This window comes from Photorhabdus akhurstii (genome assembly GCF_018448925.1).
GTDB lineage: Bacteria > Pseudomonadota > Gammaproteobacteria > Enterobacterales > Enterobacteriaceae > Photorhabdus > Photorhabdus akhurstii.
Genome location: NZ_RCWE01000029.1, coordinates 1 through 22,139 on the forward strand (window position 1 = coordinate 1; position 22,139 = coordinate 22,139).

The following is a 22,139-nucleotide window of genomic DNA, read 5'->3' on the forward strand; positions in this document are numbered from 1 at the left end:
GGCCGAGAGATAGAATTTTCTTGATGATCAGAGAAGATAATGACGAAACACCAAGTGCGTCTGTTGTCATTACTGATCTGAATCAGTTGAATAATCCGTTTATTTTAGTTCCATATGCCAGTGTTCCCAATACTGGCGATAATGAATTATATTATTATAGGGCTGATACAACAGGAAATATCACTATGTCATCTGCCCTCTATTTTAATCTAACGAGGTCAACACCAAATGTACCACCAGAGATTAAGCGTACATTAGCTGTACCTAGAATTTTTAGTCATATACTACAGTTGGAATTCGGCTGGCCAGCTTGGATCAATCTTAACGATATATTAGGTGGAGGATTAGATGCCCATATTACTGTGGATAAAAAAAGTAGAATAGAGGTAAATAATATTATCAATATACATATTTATGTTAATGGTATTATAAATGATAATCCATCTTCGAAACTTTATTCTATTGATCCTCATAAGGTAACTGCCGAAGAAGTAGCGGCAGGAGAAGCTATTATTCCGCTTGGTCAAGCGCCTTTTGCTAATATAGATTCATATCGTGATGGTACGCCAGGTTCAGTTTATATCACTTACAGCGTAGGCAAAAAGGAATCTAAGATTTGGTTTGGATATATTGATACGGTTCCTTAGACTCATATCGTGATGGTACGCTAGGCTCAGTTTATATCACTTACAGCGTAGGCGAAAAGTAATCGAAGATTTGGTTTGGATACATTGATACGGTTCCAGTAGGATAATGAATTTAACGGATTGAGCTTTTACCTGTTTATGGAAAATGCGTAAGCGTTTTCCATTTTTCGGGACATGTTTCTTATTGATGAACTGGCGATTTCTTTATTACTGAGCTATAATGTTTTATTAATCGTTGTTATTTTATTTTCAACCAAGGAATCATGGAATTAATGGTGACAGTATGAATAATGGCAGGCATGGCGAAAAGCGATTTAGCAATTATTGTAATCTTAATTCCAGATATATTGTAACTATATAGGGTATATTTGGATATAAATCTTATTCTTCGAATAGGGGTTTATTGTTATTACATTAACAGCTAAAGTAAATGATTTATTTGTGTGACAAACAGGAAGGAGGTAATAGATAGTAAGAATCGTTGTATAAACGCATTATTTTGACGGAAAATTAAGTGTTTGTTACTGATTGGTGTTTAACTTTAATATGAGGTCTAATATGTCGAAACTTACAACAGATATCGTTTCAGGAATAACGGTTTTAGAAGAGTGCCCAGTTGTTATCACTGTGACTTATTCAGGTGATGATACTCATAAAGTAACGGAAAAGACCGATATAGTGCACAGTATCCCAGAAAATACCTATTTTGATAATATCCCTCGTATTTCAAGAGATGTCGAAAATAATACTTGCACTGCGAAATTTGTTGTTACTGCTAATTCTGGTGCCAGTGATTTCACCATAACATTCTCAATGGATAAGGTTACGGACCCTGATGCTAAATTGGAGAGAGTATTTCATTTTATTGATAAGAATGATTTTTCGCATGCAGCATTTGAACCCATAATCATTGGTGATTCGTTGATAAAAGACTTGTCTCCGGCAACAGATAATGAGGAGCCTTCTGAGTTTAATAGCAGCCTCCTCGTCAATATATATGCGCTGAGTAAAACGAATGAGCTGTTACCCTATTTTCAAATTCCTCTGGTAACAGATAGGATAGTGCGTATTTTTGGGTATGATGGAGAAAAAATTACGGAAGAAATATCTCCTTTTATTCGAAAATTAAGTATTAATAAATATTATATTAATACGGATAAAAACGGTTTTGTTGCTTTAAGGGTTTTCCCCAGTCAGAAAGGGAAGGGGAACTATGCGATTGATATGTTCACAGAATTGCCGGATTTTTCAAAGAAACCTTTATCAAATATTCTGTTTATTACGGAAGACATTGATCCAATCCTTGCGGCGCCGGATATTGCAGAGCTGGATGGTAATAAATTAACGCCATCAATAGGAAATAGCAGTACAGGTTTTCATGTGAGTATCCCATTTTATGAAGGTGTTAGACCGAAAGATAGAATTTTCTTAATGATCAGAGAAGGTAATTACGAAACGCCAGGTGCGTCTGCCGTAATTACTGGTCTGAATCAGTTGAATAATCCGTTTATTTTAGTTCCATATGCCAGCGTTCCAAATATTGGCGATAATGAGTTATATTATTATAAGGCTGATGCAACGGGAAATATTACTATGTCATCTGCTCTCTATTTTAATTTAACGAGGTCAGCACCAAATGTACCACCAGAGATTAATCGTACATTAGCTGCACCCATAATTTTTAGTCATATGCTACAGTTGGATTTTGGCTGGCCAGCTAGGATCAATCTTAACGATATCTTAGGAGGAGGGTTGGATGCTCATATTGCTGTGGGTAAACGCAGTGGAATAGAAGTAAATAATGTCATTAATGTACGTATTTACGTTAATGGTATTATCAATGAGAATCCATCTTCGAAACTTTATACTGTTGAACCTCATACGGTAACTGCCGACGAGGTGGCGGCAGGAGAAGCTATTATTCTGCTTGGTCAGGCACCTTTTACTAATGTGAACTCGTATCGTGATGGTAGGCCAGGTTCGGTTTATATCACTTATAGCGTAGGTCAAAAAGAATCTAAGATTTGGTTTGGATACATTGATACTGTTCCACCTGGACAATAAATTTAACTGATTGAGCTTTTTCTTATTTGTGAACTGGCGATTTCTTTATTACATACTATAATGTTTTATTAATCGTTGTTATTTTATTTTCAACCAAGGAATCATGGAGCTAATGGTGACAGTATGAATAATGGCAGGCATGGCGAAAAGCGATTTAGCAATTATTGTAATCTTAATCCCAGAGATATTGTAACTATATAGGGTATATTTGGATATAAATCTTATGCTTCGAATAGGGATTTATTGTTATTACATTAACGGCTAAAGTAAATGATTTATTTGTGTGACAAACAGGAAGGAGGTAATAGAGAGTAAGCATCGTTGTATAAACGCATTATTTTGATAGAAAATTAAGTGTTTGTTACTTATAGGTGTTTAACTTTAATATGAGGTTTAATATGTCAATACTTACAGCAGATATCGTTTCAGGAATAACGGTTTTAGAAGAGTGCCCAGTTGTTATCACTGTGACTTATTCAGGTGATAAGACTCATAAAGTAACGGAAACGACTGATATAGTGTACAGTCATCCAGAAAATACCCGTTTTGATGAGACCCCTCGTATTTCAAGGGATGTCAAGAATAATATCTGCACTGCAAAATTTGTTGTTACTGCCAATTCTGGTGCCGGTGATTTCACCATAGTATTTTCAATGGATAATACTACGGACCCGAATGCTAAATTGGAAATTGCGTTTCATCCTATTGATAAAAATGGTTTTTCACATGCAGCGTTTGAGCCTATCATTATTGGCGATTCGTTGATAAAAGATTTATCTCCGGCAGCAGATGATGAGGAGCCTTCTGAATTTAATGGCAACCTCCTTATTAATATCTATGCGTTGAGTGAAAAAAATGAGCCGTTACCCTATTTTCAAATCCCTCTGGTAATTGATAATTTAGTGCGTATTTTTGGGTATGACGGAGAAAATATTACGGAAGAAATATTGCCTCTTGTTCTAAATTACGATAATAATAAATACTATATTAATACCGATAAAAATGGTTTTGTTGCTTTAAAGATTTTCCCCAGTAAGAAGGAGAATGGTAATTATACAGTTGATATGTTCACAGAATTGCCGGATTTTTCAAAGAAACCTTTATCAAATATTCTTTTTATTATAGAGGACATTGATCCAACGCTTGCGGCACCAGATATTGCAGAACTGGATGGTAATAAATTAACTCCATCAATAGGAAATAGCAGTACAGGTTTTCATGTGAGTATCCCATTTTATGAAGGTTTTAGACCGAAAGATAGAATTTTCTTAATGATCAGAGAAGATAATGCCGAAACGCCAAGTGTGTCTACTGTCATTAGTGATCTGAATCAGTTGGATAATTCGTTTATTTTAGTTCCATATGCTAATATTCAAAATATTGGTGGTAATGAGTTATATTATTATATGGCTGATGCAATGGGAAATATCACTATGTCATCTGCCCTCTATTTTGATTTAACGAGTTCAGTACCGAATGAACCACCAGAGATTAGGCGTATATTAGCGAGACCTAGAATTTTTAATCATAAACGACAGGAGGAGTTTGGTTGGCCAGGTAAGATTAATCTTGAATATATTTTAGGTGGAGGGTTGGATGCTCATATTGCTGTGGGTAAAAACAACGGAATAGAGGTAAATAGTGTTATCAATATACGTATTTACGTTAATGGTATTGTAAATGAGAATCCATCCTCAAAGATTTATTCTATTGCTCCTCATACGGTAACTGATGACGAAGTAAAGGCTGGAGAGACTATTATTCTGCTTGGTCAGACGCCTTTTACTAATGTAGATTCGTATAGTGATGGTACGCTAGGCTCGGTTTATATCACTTACAGCGTAGGTAAAAAAGAATCTAAGATTTGGTTTGGACAGATTGATACTGTTCCCCCTAGGAAATAAATTTAACTGATTGAGATTTTATCTGTTTATGGAAAATGCGTAAGCGTTTTCCATTTTCCAAGACATGTTGCTTATTTGTGAACTGGTGATTTATTTATTACCGAGCTATAATATTTTATTAAATGTTTTATTTTATTTTCAATAATAAATTATGGAGTCAATGGATGCAGTATGAATAATGCCATGCATGGCGAAAAGTGATTTAACAATTATCCTAATTTTGACCCAAAAATAGGGTGACTATATAGGGTATACTTGGATATGTAGCTTCTACACTGAGTGATGGATTTATTGTTATTACAGTAACAGCTAAAGTAAATAATTTATTTATGTGAGAAGTAGGAAGGAGGTAATAAGTAGTAAGTATCGTTGTGGGAGCGCATTATTTTTATAAAAATCAAATGCTTATTTATTATTAATGTTTAACTTTGATATGAGGTTTAATATGTCGACACTTACAGCAGATATTGTTTCAGGAATAACGGTTTTAGAAGAGTGCCCAGTTGTCATTACGGTGACTTATTCAGGTGATGAGTTACATAAAGTAACGGAAATGACTGATATAGTGTACAGTGACCAGCAAGATGTCAGTTTTGATGAGACTCCTCGTATTTCAAGGGATATCAAGAGTAATACCTGCACTGCAAAATTTATTGTTACTGCCAATTCTGGTGCCGGTGATTTTACCATAATATTTTCAATGGATAATACTACGGACCCCAATGCTAAATTAGAGATAGCATTTCATCCTATTGATAAAAATGGTTTTTCGCATGCAGCGTTTGAACCTGTGATTATTGGCGATTCGCTGGTAAAAGACTTATTTCCGGCAGCGGATGATGAGCAACCTTCTGAGTTTAACGGCAGCCTCCTTGTTAATATATATGCGCTGAGTAAAACAGATGATCCGTTACCTTATTTTCAAATTCCTTTGGTAACTGATAAGCTAGTTCGTATTTTTGAAGATGGTAGAGGTCAACTTACAACAGAAATATTGCCTTTTATTAGAGGATTCAATGGAAATAAATATTACATTAATACGGATAGTAGAGGTTTTGCTGCCTTAAGAATTTTCCCCAGTAGAGGGGAGGGGAGTAACTACACAGTCAATATGTTTACAGAGTTGCAGGATTTTTTAAGGAAATATTCATCAAATATTCTGTTTATTACAGAAGACATTGCTCCAACGCTTGCAATGCCAGATATTGAAGAGTTGGACGGTGATAGCTTAACACCATCAGTAGGAAATAGTAGTACAGGTTTTCATGTGAGTATCCCATTTTATGAAAGTGTTAAGCCGAGAGATAGAATTTTCTTAATGATCAGAGAAGATAATGATGAAACGCCAAGTGTGTCTACTGTCATTACTGATCTGAATCAGTTGGATAGTCCGTTTATTTCAGTTCCATATGCCAGTGTTCCAAATACTGGCGATAATGAGTTATATTATTATATGGCTGATACAACGGGAAATATAACTATGTCATCTGCCCTCTATTTTAATTTAACGAGGTCAGTACCAAATCAACCACCAGAGATCAGGCGTACATTAGCAGCACCTAGAATTTTCACTCATAAAGATCAGGCCGAACTTAAACAGAGAGGTAAGATCAATCTTGTAAAAATTTTAGGGGGAGGGCTAGATGCGCGTATTGCTGTGGGTAAAAAAAATGGAATAGATGTGGATAGTATTATCAATGTACGTATTTACGTTAATGGTATTGTCAATCATAGTCCATCTTCAAAAATTTATTCTCTTGAGCCTCATACGGTAACTGCCGATGAAGTGGCGGCAGGAGAGGTTATTATCCCGCTTGGTCAGGCACCTTTTACGGGTGTAGACTCATATCGTGATGGGCCAGGATTAGTTTATGTCACTTACAGTGTAAGAATAAAGAACTCCAAGATTTGGTTTGGACTCATTGATACGGTTCCTCCTGGACAGTAGATTTAACTGATTGGGCTTTTATTTGTTTATTGGAAAATGCGTAAGCGTTTTCCATTTCCCCGGCCATGTTTATTATTGGTGAACTAGCGATTTTTTATTATGGATTATTTTCAATCGATGAATCATGGAGTTAATGGCGACAGTATGAATAATGGCAAACATGGTGAAAGATGATTTAACAATTACCGCAATCTTAACCATATAGATATTGTGACTATATGGGGTATACTTGGATATAAGGCTTATGCTTTGAGTGGGGATTTATTGTTATTACAGTAACGGCTAAAGTAAATAATTTATTTATGTGAGAAGTAGAAAGGGGGTAATAGATGGTAAGTATCGTTGTGTAAACGCATTACTGGCGATTTTTACTTATTGATGTTTAACTTTAATATGAGGTTTAATATGTCGACATTGACAGCAGATATCGTTTCAGGAATAACGGTTTTAGAAGAATGCCCAGTTGTCATTACTGTGACTTATTCAGGTGATGACACCCATAAAGTAACGGAAACGACTGATATAGCATGCAGTTACCCACAAGATTGTAATTTTGGTGAGATTCCTCGTATTTCAAGAGATGTTGAGAAAAATATCTGTACTGCAAAATTTGTTGTTGCCGCTGATTCTGGCGCTAGTGATTTCACCATAACATTTTCAATGGATAAGGCTACGGACCCTGATGCTAAATTGGAGATTGCGTTTCATTCTATTGATGAAAATGGTTTTTCATACGAAGGGTTTACCCCTATAATTATTGGAGATTCATGGGTAAAAGATTTATCTCCGGCAGCAGATAATGAGCGACCTTCATCATTCAATGGCAGCCTGCTCATTAATATGTATGCGTTGAATGAGACAAATGATCCACTTCCCTATTTTCAAATTCCTCTGGTAACTGATAGGGCAGTACGTATTTTTGGGGATGATGGAGAACAACTTACGACAGAAATATCGCCTTTTATTAGTGAAAAAGATAATTATCAATATTATATTAATACAGATAGTAATGGTTTTGTTGCCTTAAGAGTTTTCCCTAAGAAATCTGAGGGGAGTTACTCGGTGAGCATGTTCACAAAACTGCCATCTTTTTCGAAAAACTCTTCATCAAGCATTTTGATGATTACAGAAGATATTGCTCCAACGCTTCCAGCGCCAAATATTGCAGAACTGACTGGTGATAAATTAACACCACCGCCAGGAAATAGGATCACAAGTTTTAATGCGATTATCCCATTCTATGAAGGAGCTGAACCGCTGGATCAAATCTTCTTAATAATTAGAGAAGGTGATAAAGAAACAAAAAGCCAGTCTGCGGTAATTACTGAGTTGTGCCAGTTGGATAAGCCGTTTATTTTAGTTCCGTATGCCAGTATTCCGAATGTTGGCGATAATGTATTGTATTATTATGTAACTGATAAGACGGGGAAAACAACTAAGTCATCTGTCCGCTATTTTAATTTAACAGAGGCAGTACCGAATGTGCCACCTGAAATTGAGCGTACATTAGCGGTACCCAGAATTTTCACTCATAAAGATCAGGAGGAACTTGGGCAGAAAGCCAGAATCAATCTTGAAACTATTTTAGGCGGGGGATTGGATGCGCATATTGCTGTGGGTAAAAAGAATGGAATAGAGGTAAATAGTGTTATCAAGATACATGTTTACGTTAACGGCATTGTAAATGAGAATCCATCTTCAAAAACTTATTCTCTTGATCCTCATACGGTAACTGCCGACGAAGTGGCGGCTGGGGAGGCGATTATTCAGCTTGGTCAAGCGCCTTTTACTAATGTAGATTCGTATAGTGATGGTGCGCCAGGAGCAGTTTATATCACTTATAATGTAGGCATGAAATATAGTGAAAGTACAAAGGACTCTAAGATTTGGTATGGACGTATTGATACGGTTCTTCCCGGACAGTAAATTTAACCGATTGAGCTTTAATATTTTATTAAGCGTTATCATTTTATTTTCAATTAATAAATCATGGAGTTAATGGTGACAATATGAATAACGGCATATCAAGTGTGATTATCACAGAAAATGCGGCGATAAGTGATTTAACCGATTACCCTAATCTTAACCCTCAAAATATTGTGACTATATATGGTCTGCCTGGGCATAAATTCTATGCTACGACATCTATTGGTGCTTCTATTGTCGACGATAACATTAATGTGGATCAGATCATATTGACGTTAGATGAGACTGGAAAAGGACATTTTTATGTTCGTTCTCCGTTTGAACATAAAAATATTGAAAATAGCGAAGAGTTTTCGGCTTTTTTGATGATTGCTCCACAAAAGGATATCAATAAGGTAATATCTTTTCCGCTTATTTTTGGTAATTATCGTCAGTCTGATGAAGCTATAGTCTTTACCGCCTATAATTATACTACAGGCGCTCCGGCGGATGGGAAGACGCCTTGCTCGATATATCTTTTTATTGATCGTAAAAATAATGATGATATTAATCAAATCCGTGTAAGAGTTAATAATAATGCACTCATCGATGGTTATAATAAGAACTGGGCAGATATTCCATTAAAGGAGGATGGTAGTGCGACAGTGAATGTGACTAGCGATACAGTAGGTAAAGTTAGTGTTTGGCTAACAGCGCCTGATTCAGATTCAGGGGATAAAGTCAATTTTGTTTTATCGTTCAGACCGATTCCAATGGGAGATGAAATATGATTACCAATCATGACAATACATTTATTCTTTTATCGTCGCCAAAATTGCCGCAAGCAGATAAAGATGGCTTGATTGATGTTTCTGTTCAACAGAATCAAGATTTAATTATCAAAGTACCCTATTATGAGGATATGGAAATCTGGGATGTGATCGTGGTCAGTGTTGGGGGGATTTTTTCTAGACCCTATTATGTTCAGAATATTAATACTATTTTTTTCACTATAGCTATACCGTTCTCTGAAATACCTGATGGTAGCTATAATGTGACTTATACATCAGCTGATGATTTCGAGAATGAAAATTTCTCTGAACCGACTGTTATTAAAGTTATTAATTCTCCATCGATAAAATTATTACCATCAATTTATCCAGATTCAACATCTGGCGTTATTCACTATTCATCTCTTGTACAACATCATGGGTTAAATGTGCATATCAGTTATCAGCATATGCGGAAAGGCGATAGCGTCATATTCCACTGGCGAGGACATAATTTTAATTATGAGCCAATTGCGAGGTCTGACTGGGATGCACAACCAATAACAGTCAGTGATGAGGATATTAAGAAGGGTTATGTCTCTTTAGTGGTACCGGTGGAAAACGTGCTTTGTTTGGGGCAAGAGGGGGTGGGAACAGGATATTATGAGGTTGGCAATAATATTTCTGCTCCAGGTTCAGTGATATTGTCATTAATGGATATGTCATCTGCCATGATATCAATTAGCGAAGGTGCGCCGATGGTGTCTAATGAATATCCCAGAATAAGGCCGAAAAATTTGGTTGCGGTTTATGGGCCGCCAGGAAAGAGATTATCGGCTAGTGTTGAATCAGGAAGTATTGTTGAAGGGGATGGCACACAATATCAATTTGCCCCTGATAGTTTCGGGCTGGCTTATTTCCATTTGCAATCTGAGGAAACGGGTAGTTTTCGTTGTACTGTTTCGGCGCAGGATGGTTCTATAACACCGGGTGTAGGTCAGGCAGTATTTAGTGAGTGGAGAGATGGAGGGGATATTATCAAGGCTTATGCATTTACCTCTGAGGTACCTGCTGATGGCGTGAGTGTTTGTAGTGGTTATGTTATTGTGGACCGTACTGCCTATTCCGGCAAAAGATTACTTGTTCGTACTGATGGTTCCGCGATAATTTCAGGTTATGGTGATAATGAGAGAGAGTTGCAGGTTGCAATTAGTCAGGATGGTTGTACAACTTTCCATATAACTAATACTAAAGCGGAAAAAAATAATGTGATAATAAGTTTACCCGATGTTGATAAGTCGATTCAATTTTCTATTAATTTTAAACATTTTCCTTCTATTTAGCATAAGGGTTATTGTTAATTGGCATAATATTATCATGTTGAACCATTTTGTTTTTTAACTTTAAATCAATGATAACATGTGTAAATATACATGTTAGTGATAATTTAGGAGAATGAAATGAATGGCGAACAAGCACCAAAAGAGGCTAAAACATTAAATTGGCTATCAAGTGAAAAAACGGAGACTGCGGATAAGCCTATAGATATCGGTGTAAACGTAATGCAAGATGGTTATTTATTGCATGGGGTGAATGTAAGTTTCACTTTAGATAATAAATCTATGGTATTTAAAGAGAATAATGATCGTAAAATTATAAAAAACACAGGAGTAATGGGTAAGGTATCAGTTGAAATAGTTTCTACTGATTTAACTCCGTGTCAAGGGAATGTATATGCTTACTTGGAAAATGATACTCAAATAGCAGCCCCTCCTCTCCAGGTCGAGTTTACTGCTGTTCCTCAATTTGTGGCAGATCTTAATCTTGATTTAGAAAAAAATAATGCATGGACTAATAGTGCCGATGAGAATAAGGTAGTTGTAACTGTGTATGATCGGTTGGGTAAGGGAATTGAAAACCAAAAAATAACCTTCTATGCAGATAGTGGGGCAACAGTAGTTCCGTCGTCGGGTATGACAGATAAAGAGGGTAAAATAACGGCGTCAATACAATCTAATAGTGCTGGTGAAGTGATGCTAATGGCACAAGCGGGAGCTATTGAAAAGGCTATAGCTATGTGTTTCACGTATAATCCATATCAGTTAAAGATTGGAAAATCTCCGGCTATTCTGTCTTCATTTTCAAGCGGTATTATAGCTGGATATTTATATAAGAATGGCGTAGGTGAACCTAATGTAACTATATCAGTATCTATGGGATTTTATCTGTCATTGAGTGATCAAGACAAACATATGACTACCGATAAAGATGGCTATTTCAGCTTTAGAGTTTCTTCTTCTTATACTCGAGGGTATTCGCCTCATAATCATGTACCTCCCATGAATGAATCCGCACCGGTGTATATAAGTTGTATTGATGGGCGGGTATATTCTCAAACGTGGATAGAATTAACTCCAGGGCTATATTAGGCGTTGGATATTTTGGGATGCTGATTGATGGTTACGCATTGAAAAATTAGACAAATCCCCTGTTTTTAGCCGTTATCATGCAGTGTGAAAATAAGATGATTTTTATTATCCCGGTAGGAATCATTGATTAAAAATATATAACCTGGATGGAATTTCACAACTATCATTGTTATATATCAATATTTAGTTAAAAACCTGAACTTTTCTTTAAGTGAAGTTCAGGCTACTAACTCATTATTTCTTCATGTTATTTCTTACAATGATTAGGGTGTTGTTATTAAATCTCCTTTAGTTGTGATCGCGCCCGCAATGACCTTTTGTGAAATAGGGCTATACTATAAATAAGCTTTATAGTTATATCGAGTCAATTAACGTTAACTTTTGAATTATAGGTTCTTAGTGTTCACGGAGAAGTGTGTATTCACGGAGAGTGTGTATTCACGAAGAGTGTTGGAGGTAATATATGAAACGTCAAAGTGCTTTCATAGTCGGTAATGTATTAATGGGTGTCGGTATGTTCACCATAGTGAGTAGCCTGGCTTATACATTACTGCCTCACATCTTCGGTTTTGGCTGGCCTGAGTTTTTATCTGAAGCCGCGCTATTGGGTGTTTTTATTGGCGCGCTTGTTTGGTTGGCTGGTGCCGGTGTGGGAGGCCGGGAAGGTGTGGCAGATCGTTATTGGTGGTTAAGAAACTATGATGAGCGTTATCGTCGTGGTGATCATCGGTATCCATAACAAAAATAGAGTTAGTCATAGTTTGTGCTAATGGAAAAGTATATTCCAGATAAGCAAAAAACCCGTTGAATCTCTTGTACAACGGGTTTTTTCTTAAATAGCAATATTATGAGTACAACTTATTTATTAGTGCTCAAACATTGCAGAAATTGACTCTTCATTGCTGATACGCCGGATCGCTTCAGCTAACATACCGGACAAAGTGAGAGTACGAACTTTATTGAGCGCCTTGATCTCGGCAGACAGCGGGATGGTGTCACAGACAACCACTTCATCAATCACCGAGTTTTTAATGTTGTCCACAGCATTGCCGGAGAAAATCGGGTGAGTGGCATAGGCGAATACCCGTTTTGCTCCGCGTTCTTTCAATGCTTCCGCCGCTTTGCATAAGGTGCCGCCGGTATCAATCATGTCATCGACCAACACGCAGTCGCGACCAGCGACATCACCGATAATATGCATCACTTGAGAAACGTTAGCGCGTGGCCGACGCTTATCGATGATAGCCATATCGGTATCATTCAGCAGCTTAGCGATAGCGCGAGCGCGGACAACCCCGCCAATATCCGGGGAAACAACGATAGGGTTTTCCAACTCTTTCTGTAACATATCTTCCAGCAGAATTGGGCTGCCAAATACGTTATCAACCGGAACATCGAAGAACCCTTGGATCTGCTCAGCATGCAGGTCAACGGTCAGTACGCGGTCTACACCAACGCTGGAGAGGAAATCCGCAACAACTTTGGCGGTAATTGGCACACGGGCTGAACGGACTCGACGGTCCTGACGAGCATAACCGAAATAAGGGATTACTGCGGTAATACGTCCTGCGGAAGCACGACGCAGCGCATCAACCATAACGACTAATTCCATTAAATTGTCGTTAGTCGGTGCACAAGTGGACTGGATGATGAAAATATCACCACCACGCACATTTTCATTAACTTGCACGCTGACTTCACCATCGCTGAAACGGCCGACAGCCGCGTCTCCAAGGTTGGTGTACAGGCGGTTGGCAACACGTTGTGCTAGTTCAGGAATAGCGTTACCAGCAAAAAGCTTCATATCGGGCACGAGAAAGACCTCAGGCTTGCGTCCAGAGAGATATTGTTGACCAATGTAAATAACAAATATTTATTCATTGGTTCAATAACACGGGTATCCCAGAGCGAAAACTGTGCAAAGGTGAATTGTTAACGCCACGCGCAACAAAACCCTGCAACCACTCAGGGGCTTGATTTAACACCTTACGGGCCGATGCTTCTGATTCAAACTCACCGAATACACAGGCACCGGTTCCGGTCAGGCGTGACGGCGCGTATTCTAGCAGCCATGAAAGAAGCTGTTCAACCTTACGAAAACGTTTTCTTACAAGAGATTCACAATCATTTAGGTACGGAGCCTTTAATAATGCGGCCAGAGGGCGAATTGGCGTATCACGTTTTAATTCCGGATCTGTGAAGACGCGCAGAGTTGAGATTTCAATACCGGGATGTGCAACCAGATACCACTTTTCTGCCGGCTCTGCCATGTGCAGAATTTCACCAATACCTTCTGCAAATGCGGCGTGTCCTTTGACAAAGACCGGCACATCAGCGCCAAGGCTCACGCCAAGGGTTGCCAGTGTTTCGTCTGTGAAACCGGTTTGCCAGTGATAATTCAGGGCAATGAGTACGGTAGCGGCATTGGATGAACCTCCGCCTAATCCACCGCCCATTGGCAGACGTTTGTTGATATGGATGTCAGCGCCTTTATGAGCAATCCCGGTATGGTGTTTATCGCTGTAGGATTGCAATAGACGCGCGGCGCGAACGATCAGGTTGTTATCGTGTTCCACCCCCTCTACCGGCGTCAGTAAACGGATTTCATTATCCTGACGAGGGGTAATGGTAATTTCATCACCATAATCAAGAAATTGAAATAGCGTTTGCAACTGGTGATAACCATCAGCGCGACGACCGGTGATATAGAGAAATAGGTTAAGTTTTGCCGGCGAAGGCCAGGTTAATGTCATTATTTTGTTGTCCAGTTATCCATTTTCAATTTGATGCGACGATCCCCTTGAATCAGTTCCAGGCGATTGGGAAGGGCGGGGGTCGTTGAGGTATCGTAGGATTGATAATTAACCTGCCATGTCGCGCCATGTCGCTGGTAATTGACGGTTTTCAATAGATGGTTGGCATCCAGTTTGAAGTTTTTGGCATCACCGGGGAGACCTGTTATCCAATGCCGCAGATTATCTAATGGAATATCCATATTGGTGAGCTGATAAATGATCTCTTCGGGATTATCACTAAAATATTTTTTACCCTGGCTATCAGTTAATTGCGTCATGCCAGGCTGAACGATCAGCTCTAATTCAGTGCTGCCTAGCGGGTTAGTTAGTAATAAACGGTAACGTTCAGGATGATATTGTTGCCAGAAAAAGCGGGCATAAACCTTTTTCTCATTAGACAGATAGGCAAAAGAGCCACGTGTTTGATATTGATTTAATTGCTGTAGCTGTTGGGTACGTGTTCGCCATTGGGGAGAATCTGCCGAACCTGTTCCGCTAGGTTGCGTTAATGTACAGGCGGTCAACAGTACACAAGAGAGCGGCAATAGACGGAATAGGGATAATTTTTGTATCGGTTTTGTCGGCGCTGATTTTATCGACATGGGTTTTATCAGCATTGGTTTTATCGGCATTGATTTCATCGGCAATCTCTGTTTAATAACGTGAAAACTTTTACGTCACTTAATAATGAAGAATGAACTATTAATCCAGTTAAATTTCAAAAAAATGTTCTGAATAATGATACCAGACACTGCGATCGTCTTTTATTGATCTGAGGTATCAAGTAGAATGCACAGTTTATAAGAGTCCTTATTAAGGGTGATGATTTCATCAAATAGAATGTTTTTTACGATGAACTGTCTCTCTGCTGATAACTCAATGAAGTTGATATGACTTTGTTAGCACTTGGTATTAACCATAAAACGGCTCCTGTATCCCTGCGTGAACGGGTCACTTTTTCTCCGGGTACTATTGGGGAAGCGCTTGATAACCTTCTCCAGCATCCCCTGGTGAAAGGGGGAGTTGTGTTGTCAACGTGTAATCGTACGGAGCTTTATCTCAGCGTAGAGCAACAAGATAATCTGTATGAGCAGTTAATTGACTGGTTGTGTGGATATCATCAGCTAAATCCCAGAGATCTAAGATCCAGTATTTACTGGCATTGTGATAATGAAGCTGTCAGCCACTTGATGAGAGTGGCGAGTGGGCTGGACTCGTTGGTGCTGGGAGAACCTCAGATTCTTGGGCAAGTGAAGAAAGCATTTGCCGAGTCGCAGCACAGCGACTCTTTATCGAGTGAACTGGAGCGACTGTTTCAGAAATCATTTTCCGTTGCTAAGCGCATCAGAACGGAAACAGAAATTGGTTCGAACGCGGTTTCCGTTGCATTTGCCGCTTGCACTCTGGCGCGGCAGATTTTTGAATCACTTTCTGAACTAAATATTTTGCTGGTCGGTGCCGGAGAAACGATTGAACTGGCGGCTCGTCATTTGAAAGAGCATCGCGTGCACCATATGATGATTGCTAACAGGACGAAAGAGAAGGCACAAGTGTTGGCTGATGAGGTTCAGGCGGAAGTGATCACCCTGCCTGAAATTGACACACGTTTAGCAGAAGCGGATATTGTTATCAGTTCGACTGCCAGTCCTTTGCCTATTATTGGTAAAGGGATGGTTGAACGCGCATTAAAGTTACGTCGTAACCAACCAATGTTACTCATTGACATTGCGGTTCCCCGTGATATAGAGCCTGACGTAGAGAGACTGGATAACGTTTATCTTTACAGTGTTGACGATTTACAAGCAATTATTCAGCAGAATCTTGCGCAGCGCAAAGCGGCGGCGGTTCAGGCTGAATGTATTGTTCAACAGGAAAGCCGTTATTTTATGGACTGGTTGCGTTCGCAGAGCGCAGTAAATTCAATCCGTGAGTATCGTAATCAGGCAGAACGGGTGCGGGCTGAAATGACAGCTAAGGCACTGACTGCTATCAATCAGGGAGCTGACGTAGAACAGGCCGTTAATCAATTGACTCATCAATTGGTGAACCGTCTGATACATGCTCCTACCAAATCACTCCAGCAAGCCGCCAGCAATGGTGATCTGGAGCGCCTTAATTTATTACGTGACAGCCTGGGGCTGGAACATAATTAACCATATCTCGGAATAGGGTCTGAAACCAAGAATGAAGCCTTCTATTGTTGCTAAATTGGAAGCATTGCAAGAACGTCACGAGGAAGTTTTGGCTCATCTCGGTGATGCCGATGTGATTGCTGATCAGGAACGTTTTCGTGCTTTGTCGCGGGAATATGCTCAACTGACTGATGTGACGAGCTGTTTTAGGGCCTGGCGTGCTGTTCAGGATGACCTTAAAGCAGCCGAAATAATGCTTGATGACCCTGAAATGCGGGAAATGGCACAGGAAGAGATCAGGGACGCCAAGGTCCGCAATGAAGAGTTAGAGCAACAACTACAATTATTGCTGTTGCCAAAAGATCCTGATGATGAGCGTAACTGTTTTCTTGAAGTACGTGCGGGAACCGGTGGTGATGAAGCGGCTATTTTCGCCGGGGATCTGTTTCGTATGTATAGCCGTTATGCGGAATCCCATCGTTGGAAAGTCGAGGTTATTAGCGCTAATGATGGTGAGCATGGCGGCTATAAGGAAATTATTGCTAAAGTTTCCGGTGAGCAGGTTTATGGTCACTTAAAATTTGAATCGGGTGGTCATCGTGTTCAGCGTGTGCCGGAAACTGAATCGCAAGGGCGCATTCACACGTCTGCTTGTACCGTTGCGGTTTTGCCCGAGGTCCCGGAAGCGGAGTTGCCGGATATTAGCCCAAATGATTTGCGTATTGATACGTTTCGTTCCTCCGGGGCGGGCGGTCAGCACGTCAATACCACGGATTCCGCTATTCGTATCACTCATATTCCAACCGGTATTGTGGTTGAGTGTCAGGATGAGCGCTCTCAGCATAAAAACAAAGCGAAAGCGATGTCCGTATTGGCCGCGCGTATTCATGCGGCGGAAGTTCGTAAGCGTCAAGAGGCCGAGGCGTCTGAGCGTCGTAACTTATTAGGTTCCGGTGACCGTTCGGATCGCAATCGCACTTACAATTTTCCCCAAGGGCGAGTAACGGATCATCGTATTAATTTGACGTTATATCGCCTTGATGAAGTGATGGAAGGCAAATTGGATATGCTTGTTCAGCCGATCGTGAATGAATATCAGGCTGATCTATTATCGGCTTTGTCAGAGCAAGATTGATGGATTATCAATCTTGGCTTAAACAAGCCACAATACAGTTATCGGCAAGTGACAGTCCTAAACGAGATGCGGAAATTTTGTTGGGGTTTGTCACTCGCCATTCCCGGACTTACATGCTGGCATTCGGGGAAACGCAGCTAGCTTCGGCGCAGTTCAGCCAGCTTGAGGTTTTACTCGCTCGCCGGGTGAAAGGTGAACCTATTGCCTACATCACCGGTGAGCGTGAATTTTGGTCGTTGCCATTAAATGTCTCTCCTGCCACGTTGATCCCGCGTCCTGACACTGAATGTCTGGTAGAAAAGGCGCTTGAACGGCTATCGCTGACACCTTGCCGCATTTTGGATTTGGGAACGGGAACCGGCGCAATTGCACTGGCAATCGCCAGTGAGCGTCCTGATTGCCGGATTACCGGGGTTGATATCAATCCTGATGCGGTCATGTTGGCGCAGGGCAATGCTGAAAAGCTTAAAATACAAAATGTGGATTTTGGGGTAAGCGATTGGTTCTCTTCGTTGAATAATCAACAGTTTGGTATGATTGTCAGTAATCCGCCTTACATAGATGAAACCGATCCACATCTATCTCAGGGTGATGTTCGGTTCGAGCCGGATAGTGCATTAATTGCGGCGCGACAGGGAATTGCTGATCTGAATACCCTTATTGATCTATCTCGCCATTTTTTGTTGCCTGGTGGATGGTTGTTATTGGAGCATGGTTGGAGACAGGGAAATGTTGTAAGAAGCCTATTTTCTGAGAGTGGTTATCGGCAGGTAGCTACTTTTCAGGATTATGGCGGTAATGAGCGAATAACACTGGGTCAGTGGAAAAGTGATGAAAGCCATAGCTGATTATGAATTTAATAACGCATCGTTAAGTAGCGGTATCCTGTTTATTTCCAGAATTTTGCGTGCTGATTTTCCTCAGCATTCAGTGGAAATGCAGCTTCAAGTATTGATTGATGAAGCCAGACGTGAAATATCTCCGCAGCTAAATATAGAAGAACGACTGGAAAAATTACTGAGGCTTTTTTATCAAACCTGGAAATTCGGCGGCGCCAGTGGTGTTTATTGCCTGTCAGATACATTATGGCTGGATAAAGTATTGCAAACCCGCCGAGGTTCCTCTGTTGTTTTAGGGGCAATTCTGATTCATATTGCTCAGGCTTTAGAACTGCCGTTTATGCCGGTTATTTTTCCGACGCAGTTGATTTTGCGTGTTGATTATCCAGATAACACGGCAAAGTTTATTAATCCAATCAATGGAGAAGAGCTAAGCGAACGTGTGCTTGATGTATGGCTGAAAGGTAATATTAGCCAGACAGCGGAATTAGCAGCAGATGATTTGCAAAGCGCTGATAATGCTAGCATTATACGTAAAATGCTAGATACGATAAAAGTCGCATTAATGGACGAAGGACAAATGGAATTGGCGCTGAGGACGAGTGAAGCTGTGCTGATGTTTGATCCCGATAACCCCTATGAAATACGTGATAGAGGGCTGATTTATGCGGAACTTGATTGTAATCATATTGCGGTTTCTGATTTAAATTATTTTGTCGAAAATTGCCCGGAAGACCCGGTGGCAGAAATGATCAGAATGCAAATATACGCCATTAAGCAGCAATGCGTTGTTTTACACTAAGATATTGTTTTACACTGATTTATTTCATTAATTTATTGGTCCCTAACGGAAGGTATAAGTATGCAACAGAAAGTGGTTCATATTGGTGATATCAAGGTCGCGAATGATCTACCGTTTGTTCTCTTTGGTGGTATGAATGTCCTTGAGTCACGGGATTTGGCCATGAGTATTTGTGAGCGCTATGTCACAGTGACACAAAAATTGGGCATTCCTTATGTTTTCAAAGCCTCCTTTGATAAAGCAAACCGATCATCGATTCACTCTTACCGTGGCCCTGGTCTGGAAGAGGGAATGAAGATTTTTCAGGAGCTGAAACAAACTTTCGGTGTGAAAATCATCACTGACGTGCATGAACCGGCACAGGCGCAGCCAGTGGCGGAAGTGGTTGATGTCATCCAACTGCCTGCATTTTTGGCGCGTCAGACTGACTTGGTTGAAGCGATGGCGCGTACCGGTGCGGTGATCAACGTTAAAAAACCGCAGTTTATCAGCCCGGGTCAGATGGGAAATATTGTGGAAAAATTCAAAGAAGGCGGCAACGATCAAGTGATCTTATGTGACCGTGGCAGCAACTTTGGTTATGACAATTTGGTGGTGGATATGCTGGGCTTCAATGTTATGGCTCAGGCAACCGGGGGGCATCCGGTAATTTTTGATGTCACTCATTCACTCCAATGCCGCGATCCATTTGGTGCCGCTTCTGGTGGTCGTCGCGCTCAGGTTGCTGAACTGGCGCGTGCGGGAATGGCGGTCGGTATTGCCGGCTTGTTCCTTGAAGCTCATCCTGATCCTGCGAATGCAATGTGTGATGGTCCATCAGCATTGCCGTTGGCAAAACTAGAGCCATTCTTGAACCAGATGAAAGTCATTGATGACGTGGTGAAAAGCTTACCTCAACTGGATACCAGTAAATAAAGTGGCTTTCTGATGTCATGACATCAAATGATGACAAGATTTGGTGATGAATAGATTTGGCGCTGGTTTACAGCGCCATTAATTATGGGGAAAAAAGTATTGGAAAAAGAGTTAGCAAGTTTTTGTCTGGCAATTTCAGCTATCCATTTTGCCATTGAAATTTAATTCTGCCATTGCTCGTGGCAATGTCGCATGGAAGCTAAGGTGATTTTCAACCAATAGGATCTTAGCTCTGGCCAGTGTTTTTAAAGGCTGGAATGGAATATCACAAACAGCAATATATTTATCTTTACCCACTTCATCGATAAAGCGTTGGAAAGCGTGCATCCCACCGGCATCCAGCACGGGAACGGCGTCCCATTGCATAATGATCGTCTGATAACTGGCGCTTTCTTCCTTTAATTCTGTGAAGATACGTTCAGCGGCGGCAAAGAATAGCGGGCCATTGATACGGACAACCAGCAAACCTTTATCGACATTTGTTTGCGGCAATTGACTGATGCGAGTCATATTGGCTATTCGGCGCATAAATAGCAGTGAAGCTAATACGATACCGATCGTAATGGCAATAATCATATCAAACAGAACTGTGAGCGACATGCAAAGTACCAGCACAATAATGTCATCCTTTGGCGCACGGCGCATGAGGTCGATAACTTTATGTATTTCGCTCATATTCCAGGCGACCATGAGCAACAGGGCAGACATAGCGGCCAGAGGAAGATAGGAGAGCATGGGAGCCAATGCCAGTAAAGTTAATAACACGAGCAGAGAGTGAACAATGGCTGAAACCGGCGATGTCGCGCCAGCTCTGATGTTGGCGGCTGAACGGGCGATTGCGGCGGTAGCCGTAATACCGCCGAAGAATGGCACGACTATATTTCCGAAGCCTTGACCAATCAATTCACTGTTTGAGTGATGTTTTTTACCGGTCATACCATCCAAAACCACGGCGCAAAGCAGTGATTCAATAGCGCCTAACATCGCCATTGAGAAGGCGGCGGGTAATAGGGCTGAAATTGTTGCCCAATTTATATCAACTTGATGGAACCCCATATCAGGTAAATGCCACGGTAAAACAAATTGCGGCAGGATGGGGGGGATGCCTTGCCCCTGAGTACCGTCATTCAAAATATAACTAAACTCAGAACCAATAGTAGCAACATGTTGATCGAATAAGTTCATGATCCCCATCACAGCGGTTCCTGCAATGAGGGCGGGAAGATGCCCGGGTAATTTCAGCCCAAGCTTAGGCCAATAAATCAGAATGGCGAGTGTCGTTAAGCCAATCAGCGTATCACTCAAATACAGTGTTGGCAGCGCTTGAAACAGAGCCGCAACCTTATTGATATAATTCTCTGGCATATGTTCCAATTGCAGGCCAAAAAAATCTTTTACTTGCATGGTTGCGATAGTAATCGCGATTCCAGAAGTAAAACCGAGAGTGACGGGGAGGGGAATATACTCGATCAATTTACCAAAGCGGGCTAATCCCATCACCAGCAAAATAATGCCTGACATTAATGTTGCAATGAGCAAACCGCCCAGGCCAAATTGTTGAGAGACTGGATAGAGAATGACAACGAAAGCGGCGGTAGGGCCGGAAACACTATAGCGTGAGCCGCCGGTTATCGCGATTACCATCCCGGCGATAGCGGCGGTGTAAAGCCCATATTGTGGTGGGACGCCACTTCCGATTGCTAGCGCCATAGCGAGTGGGATGGCGATAATACCGACAGTAATACCGGCAATAATATCTTTAGTTAAACGAGCAAAAGAGTAGGGTTCTTTCCAACAAGCATCAATTACAGCACTAAACGGCCGTATGCCGTTCATTCTACGAGTTTTCATCTG

The 22,139-nt window shown here is 40.6% G+C and carries 17 protein-coding genes and 1 pseudogene; 14 read left to right on the forward strand and 4 right to left on the reverse strand.

Going from position 1 to position 22,139, the window contains the following annotated elements:
* From EAE93_RS20440 to ychH, 9 genes and pseudogenes are all read left to right on the forward strand, one after another.
* Nucleotides 1-647 (forward strand): annotated as a pseudogene (locus EAE93_RS20440) (hypothetical protein); the annotation flags it as partial.
* Between the two features lie 558 nt (nucleotides 648-1,205).
* Entirely contained in the window at nucleotides 1,206-2,711 is a 1,506-nt protein-coding gene (locus tag EAE93_RS20445) for a hypothetical protein (protein WP_214040454.1), read from the forward strand.
* Nucleotides 2,712-3,109: 398 nt separating this feature from the next.
* The gene (locus EAE93_RS20450) at nucleotides 3,110-4,615 is read left to right on the forward strand and encodes a hypothetical protein (protein WP_214040455.1); all 1,506 of its coding nucleotides are present in this window, start codon (nucleotides 3,110-3,112) and stop codon (nucleotides 4,613-4,615) included.
* A 445-nt stretch (nucleotides 4,616-5,060) separates the two neighbouring features.
* The gene (locus tag EAE93_RS20455; protein WP_248000777.1) at nucleotides 5,061-6,563 is read left to right on the forward strand and encodes a hypothetical protein; all 1,503 of its coding nucleotides are present in this window, start codon (nucleotides 5,061-5,063) and stop codon (nucleotides 6,561-6,563) included.
* Nucleotides 6,564-6,968: 405 nt separating this feature from the next.
* Entirely contained in the window at nucleotides 6,969-8,489 is a 1,521-nt protein-coding gene (locus tag EAE93_RS20460) for a hypothetical protein (RefSeq protein ID WP_040148974.1), read from the forward strand.
* A gap of 83 nt (nucleotides 8,490-8,572) precedes the next feature.
* Nucleotides 8,573-9,259, forward strand: a complete 687-nt coding sequence (locus EAE93_RS20465; protein WP_110090518.1) for a hypothetical protein — start codon at nucleotides 8,573-8,575, stop codon at nucleotides 9,257-9,259.
* Entirely contained in the window at nucleotides 9,256-10,581 is a 1,326-nt protein-coding gene (locus EAE93_RS20470) for a hypothetical protein (protein ID WP_214040456.1), read from the forward strand. Before EAE93_RS20465 ends, EAE93_RS20470 begins: the two co-directional genes overlap by 4 nt.
* A gap of 117 nt (nucleotides 10,582-10,698) precedes the next feature.
* Nucleotides 10,699-11,667, forward strand: a complete 969-nt coding sequence (locus EAE93_RS20475) for an Ig-like domain-containing protein (RefSeq protein ID WP_046397586.1) — start codon at nucleotides 10,699-10,701, stop codon at nucleotides 11,665-11,667.
* A gap of 463 nt (nucleotides 11,668-12,130) precedes the next feature.
* A complete protein-coding gene (ychH, locus tag EAE93_RS20480) occupies nucleotides 12,131-12,406 on the forward strand; it encodes a stress-induced protein YchH (RefSeq protein ID WP_036778679.1) in 276 nt (91 codons plus the stop codon).
* 126 nt (nucleotides 12,407-12,532) lie between these two features.
* Here the strand turns inward: ychH and prs are convergent, their stop codons facing one another.
* From prs to lolB, 3 genes are all read right to left on the reverse strand, one after another.
* Complete coding sequence (gene prs, locus EAE93_RS20485; RefSeq protein ID WP_011146321.1) at nucleotides 12,533-13,480, reverse strand: ribose-phosphate diphosphokinase; 948 nt, start codon at nucleotides 13,478-13,480, stop codon at nucleotides 12,533-12,535.
* A gap of 64 nt (nucleotides 13,481-13,544) precedes the next feature.
* Nucleotides 13,545-14,420 (reverse strand): 4-(cytidine 5'-diphospho)-2-C-methyl-D-erythritol kinase, encoded by an 876-nt coding sequence (gene ispE, locus EAE93_RS20490; RefSeq protein ID WP_036814224.1) that lies wholly within the window; start codon nucleotides 14,418-14,420, stop codon nucleotides 13,545-13,547.
* Complete coding sequence (gene lolB, locus EAE93_RS20495) at nucleotides 14,420-15,064, reverse strand: lipoprotein insertase outer membrane protein LolB (RefSeq protein ID WP_082300969.1); 645 nt, start codon at nucleotides 15,062-15,064, stop codon at nucleotides 14,420-14,422. Before lolB ends, ispE begins: the two co-directional genes overlap by 1 nt.
* Nucleotides 15,065-15,352: 288 nt before the next feature.
* On the opposite strand from lolB, the gene hemA reads away from it, so the two are divergent.
* From hemA to kdsA, 5 genes are read left to right on the forward strand one after another with little or no spacing between them, the layout of a single operon-like run.
* The gene (gene hemA, locus EAE93_RS20500) at nucleotides 15,353-16,615 is read left to right on the forward strand and encodes a glutamyl-tRNA reductase (RefSeq protein ID WP_036778674.1); all 1,263 of its coding nucleotides are present in this window, start codon (nucleotides 15,353-15,355) and stop codon (nucleotides 16,613-16,615) included.
* Between the two features lie 31 nt (nucleotides 16,616-16,646).
* Nucleotides 16,647-17,729, forward strand: a complete 1,083-nt coding sequence (gene prfA / locus EAE93_RS20505; protein WP_036778672.1) for a peptide chain release factor 1 — start codon at nucleotides 16,647-16,649, stop codon at nucleotides 17,727-17,729.
* Complete coding sequence (gene prmC, locus EAE93_RS20510; RefSeq protein WP_214040457.1) at nucleotides 17,729-18,577, forward strand: peptide chain release factor N(5)-glutamine methyltransferase; 849 nt, start codon at nucleotides 17,729-17,731, stop codon at nucleotides 18,575-18,577. The genes prfA and prmC overlap by 1 nt, the downstream gene beginning before the upstream one ends.
* A complete protein-coding gene (gene sirB1 / locus EAE93_RS20515; protein WP_214040458.1) occupies nucleotides 18,561-19,370 on the forward strand; it encodes an invasion regulator SirB1 in 810 nt (269 codons plus the stop codon). The genes prmC and sirB1 overlap by 17 nt, the downstream gene beginning before the upstream one ends.
* Nucleotides 19,371-19,430: 60 nt before the next feature.
* Entirely contained in the window at nucleotides 19,431-20,285 is an 855-nt protein-coding gene (gene kdsA, locus EAE93_RS20520) for a 3-deoxy-8-phosphooctulonate synthase (RefSeq protein WP_214040459.1), read from the forward strand.
* A 135-nt stretch (nucleotides 20,286-20,420) separates the two neighbouring features.
* Here the strand turns inward: kdsA and dauA are convergent, their stop codons facing one another.
* The gene (gene dauA / locus EAE93_RS20525) at nucleotides 20,421-22,136 is read right to left on the reverse strand and encodes a C4-dicarboxylic acid transporter DauA (RefSeq protein WP_214040460.1); all 1,716 of its coding nucleotides are present in this window, start codon (nucleotides 22,134-22,136) and stop codon (nucleotides 20,421-20,423) included.
* Nucleotides 22,137-22,139 lie beyond the last annotated feature (3 nt).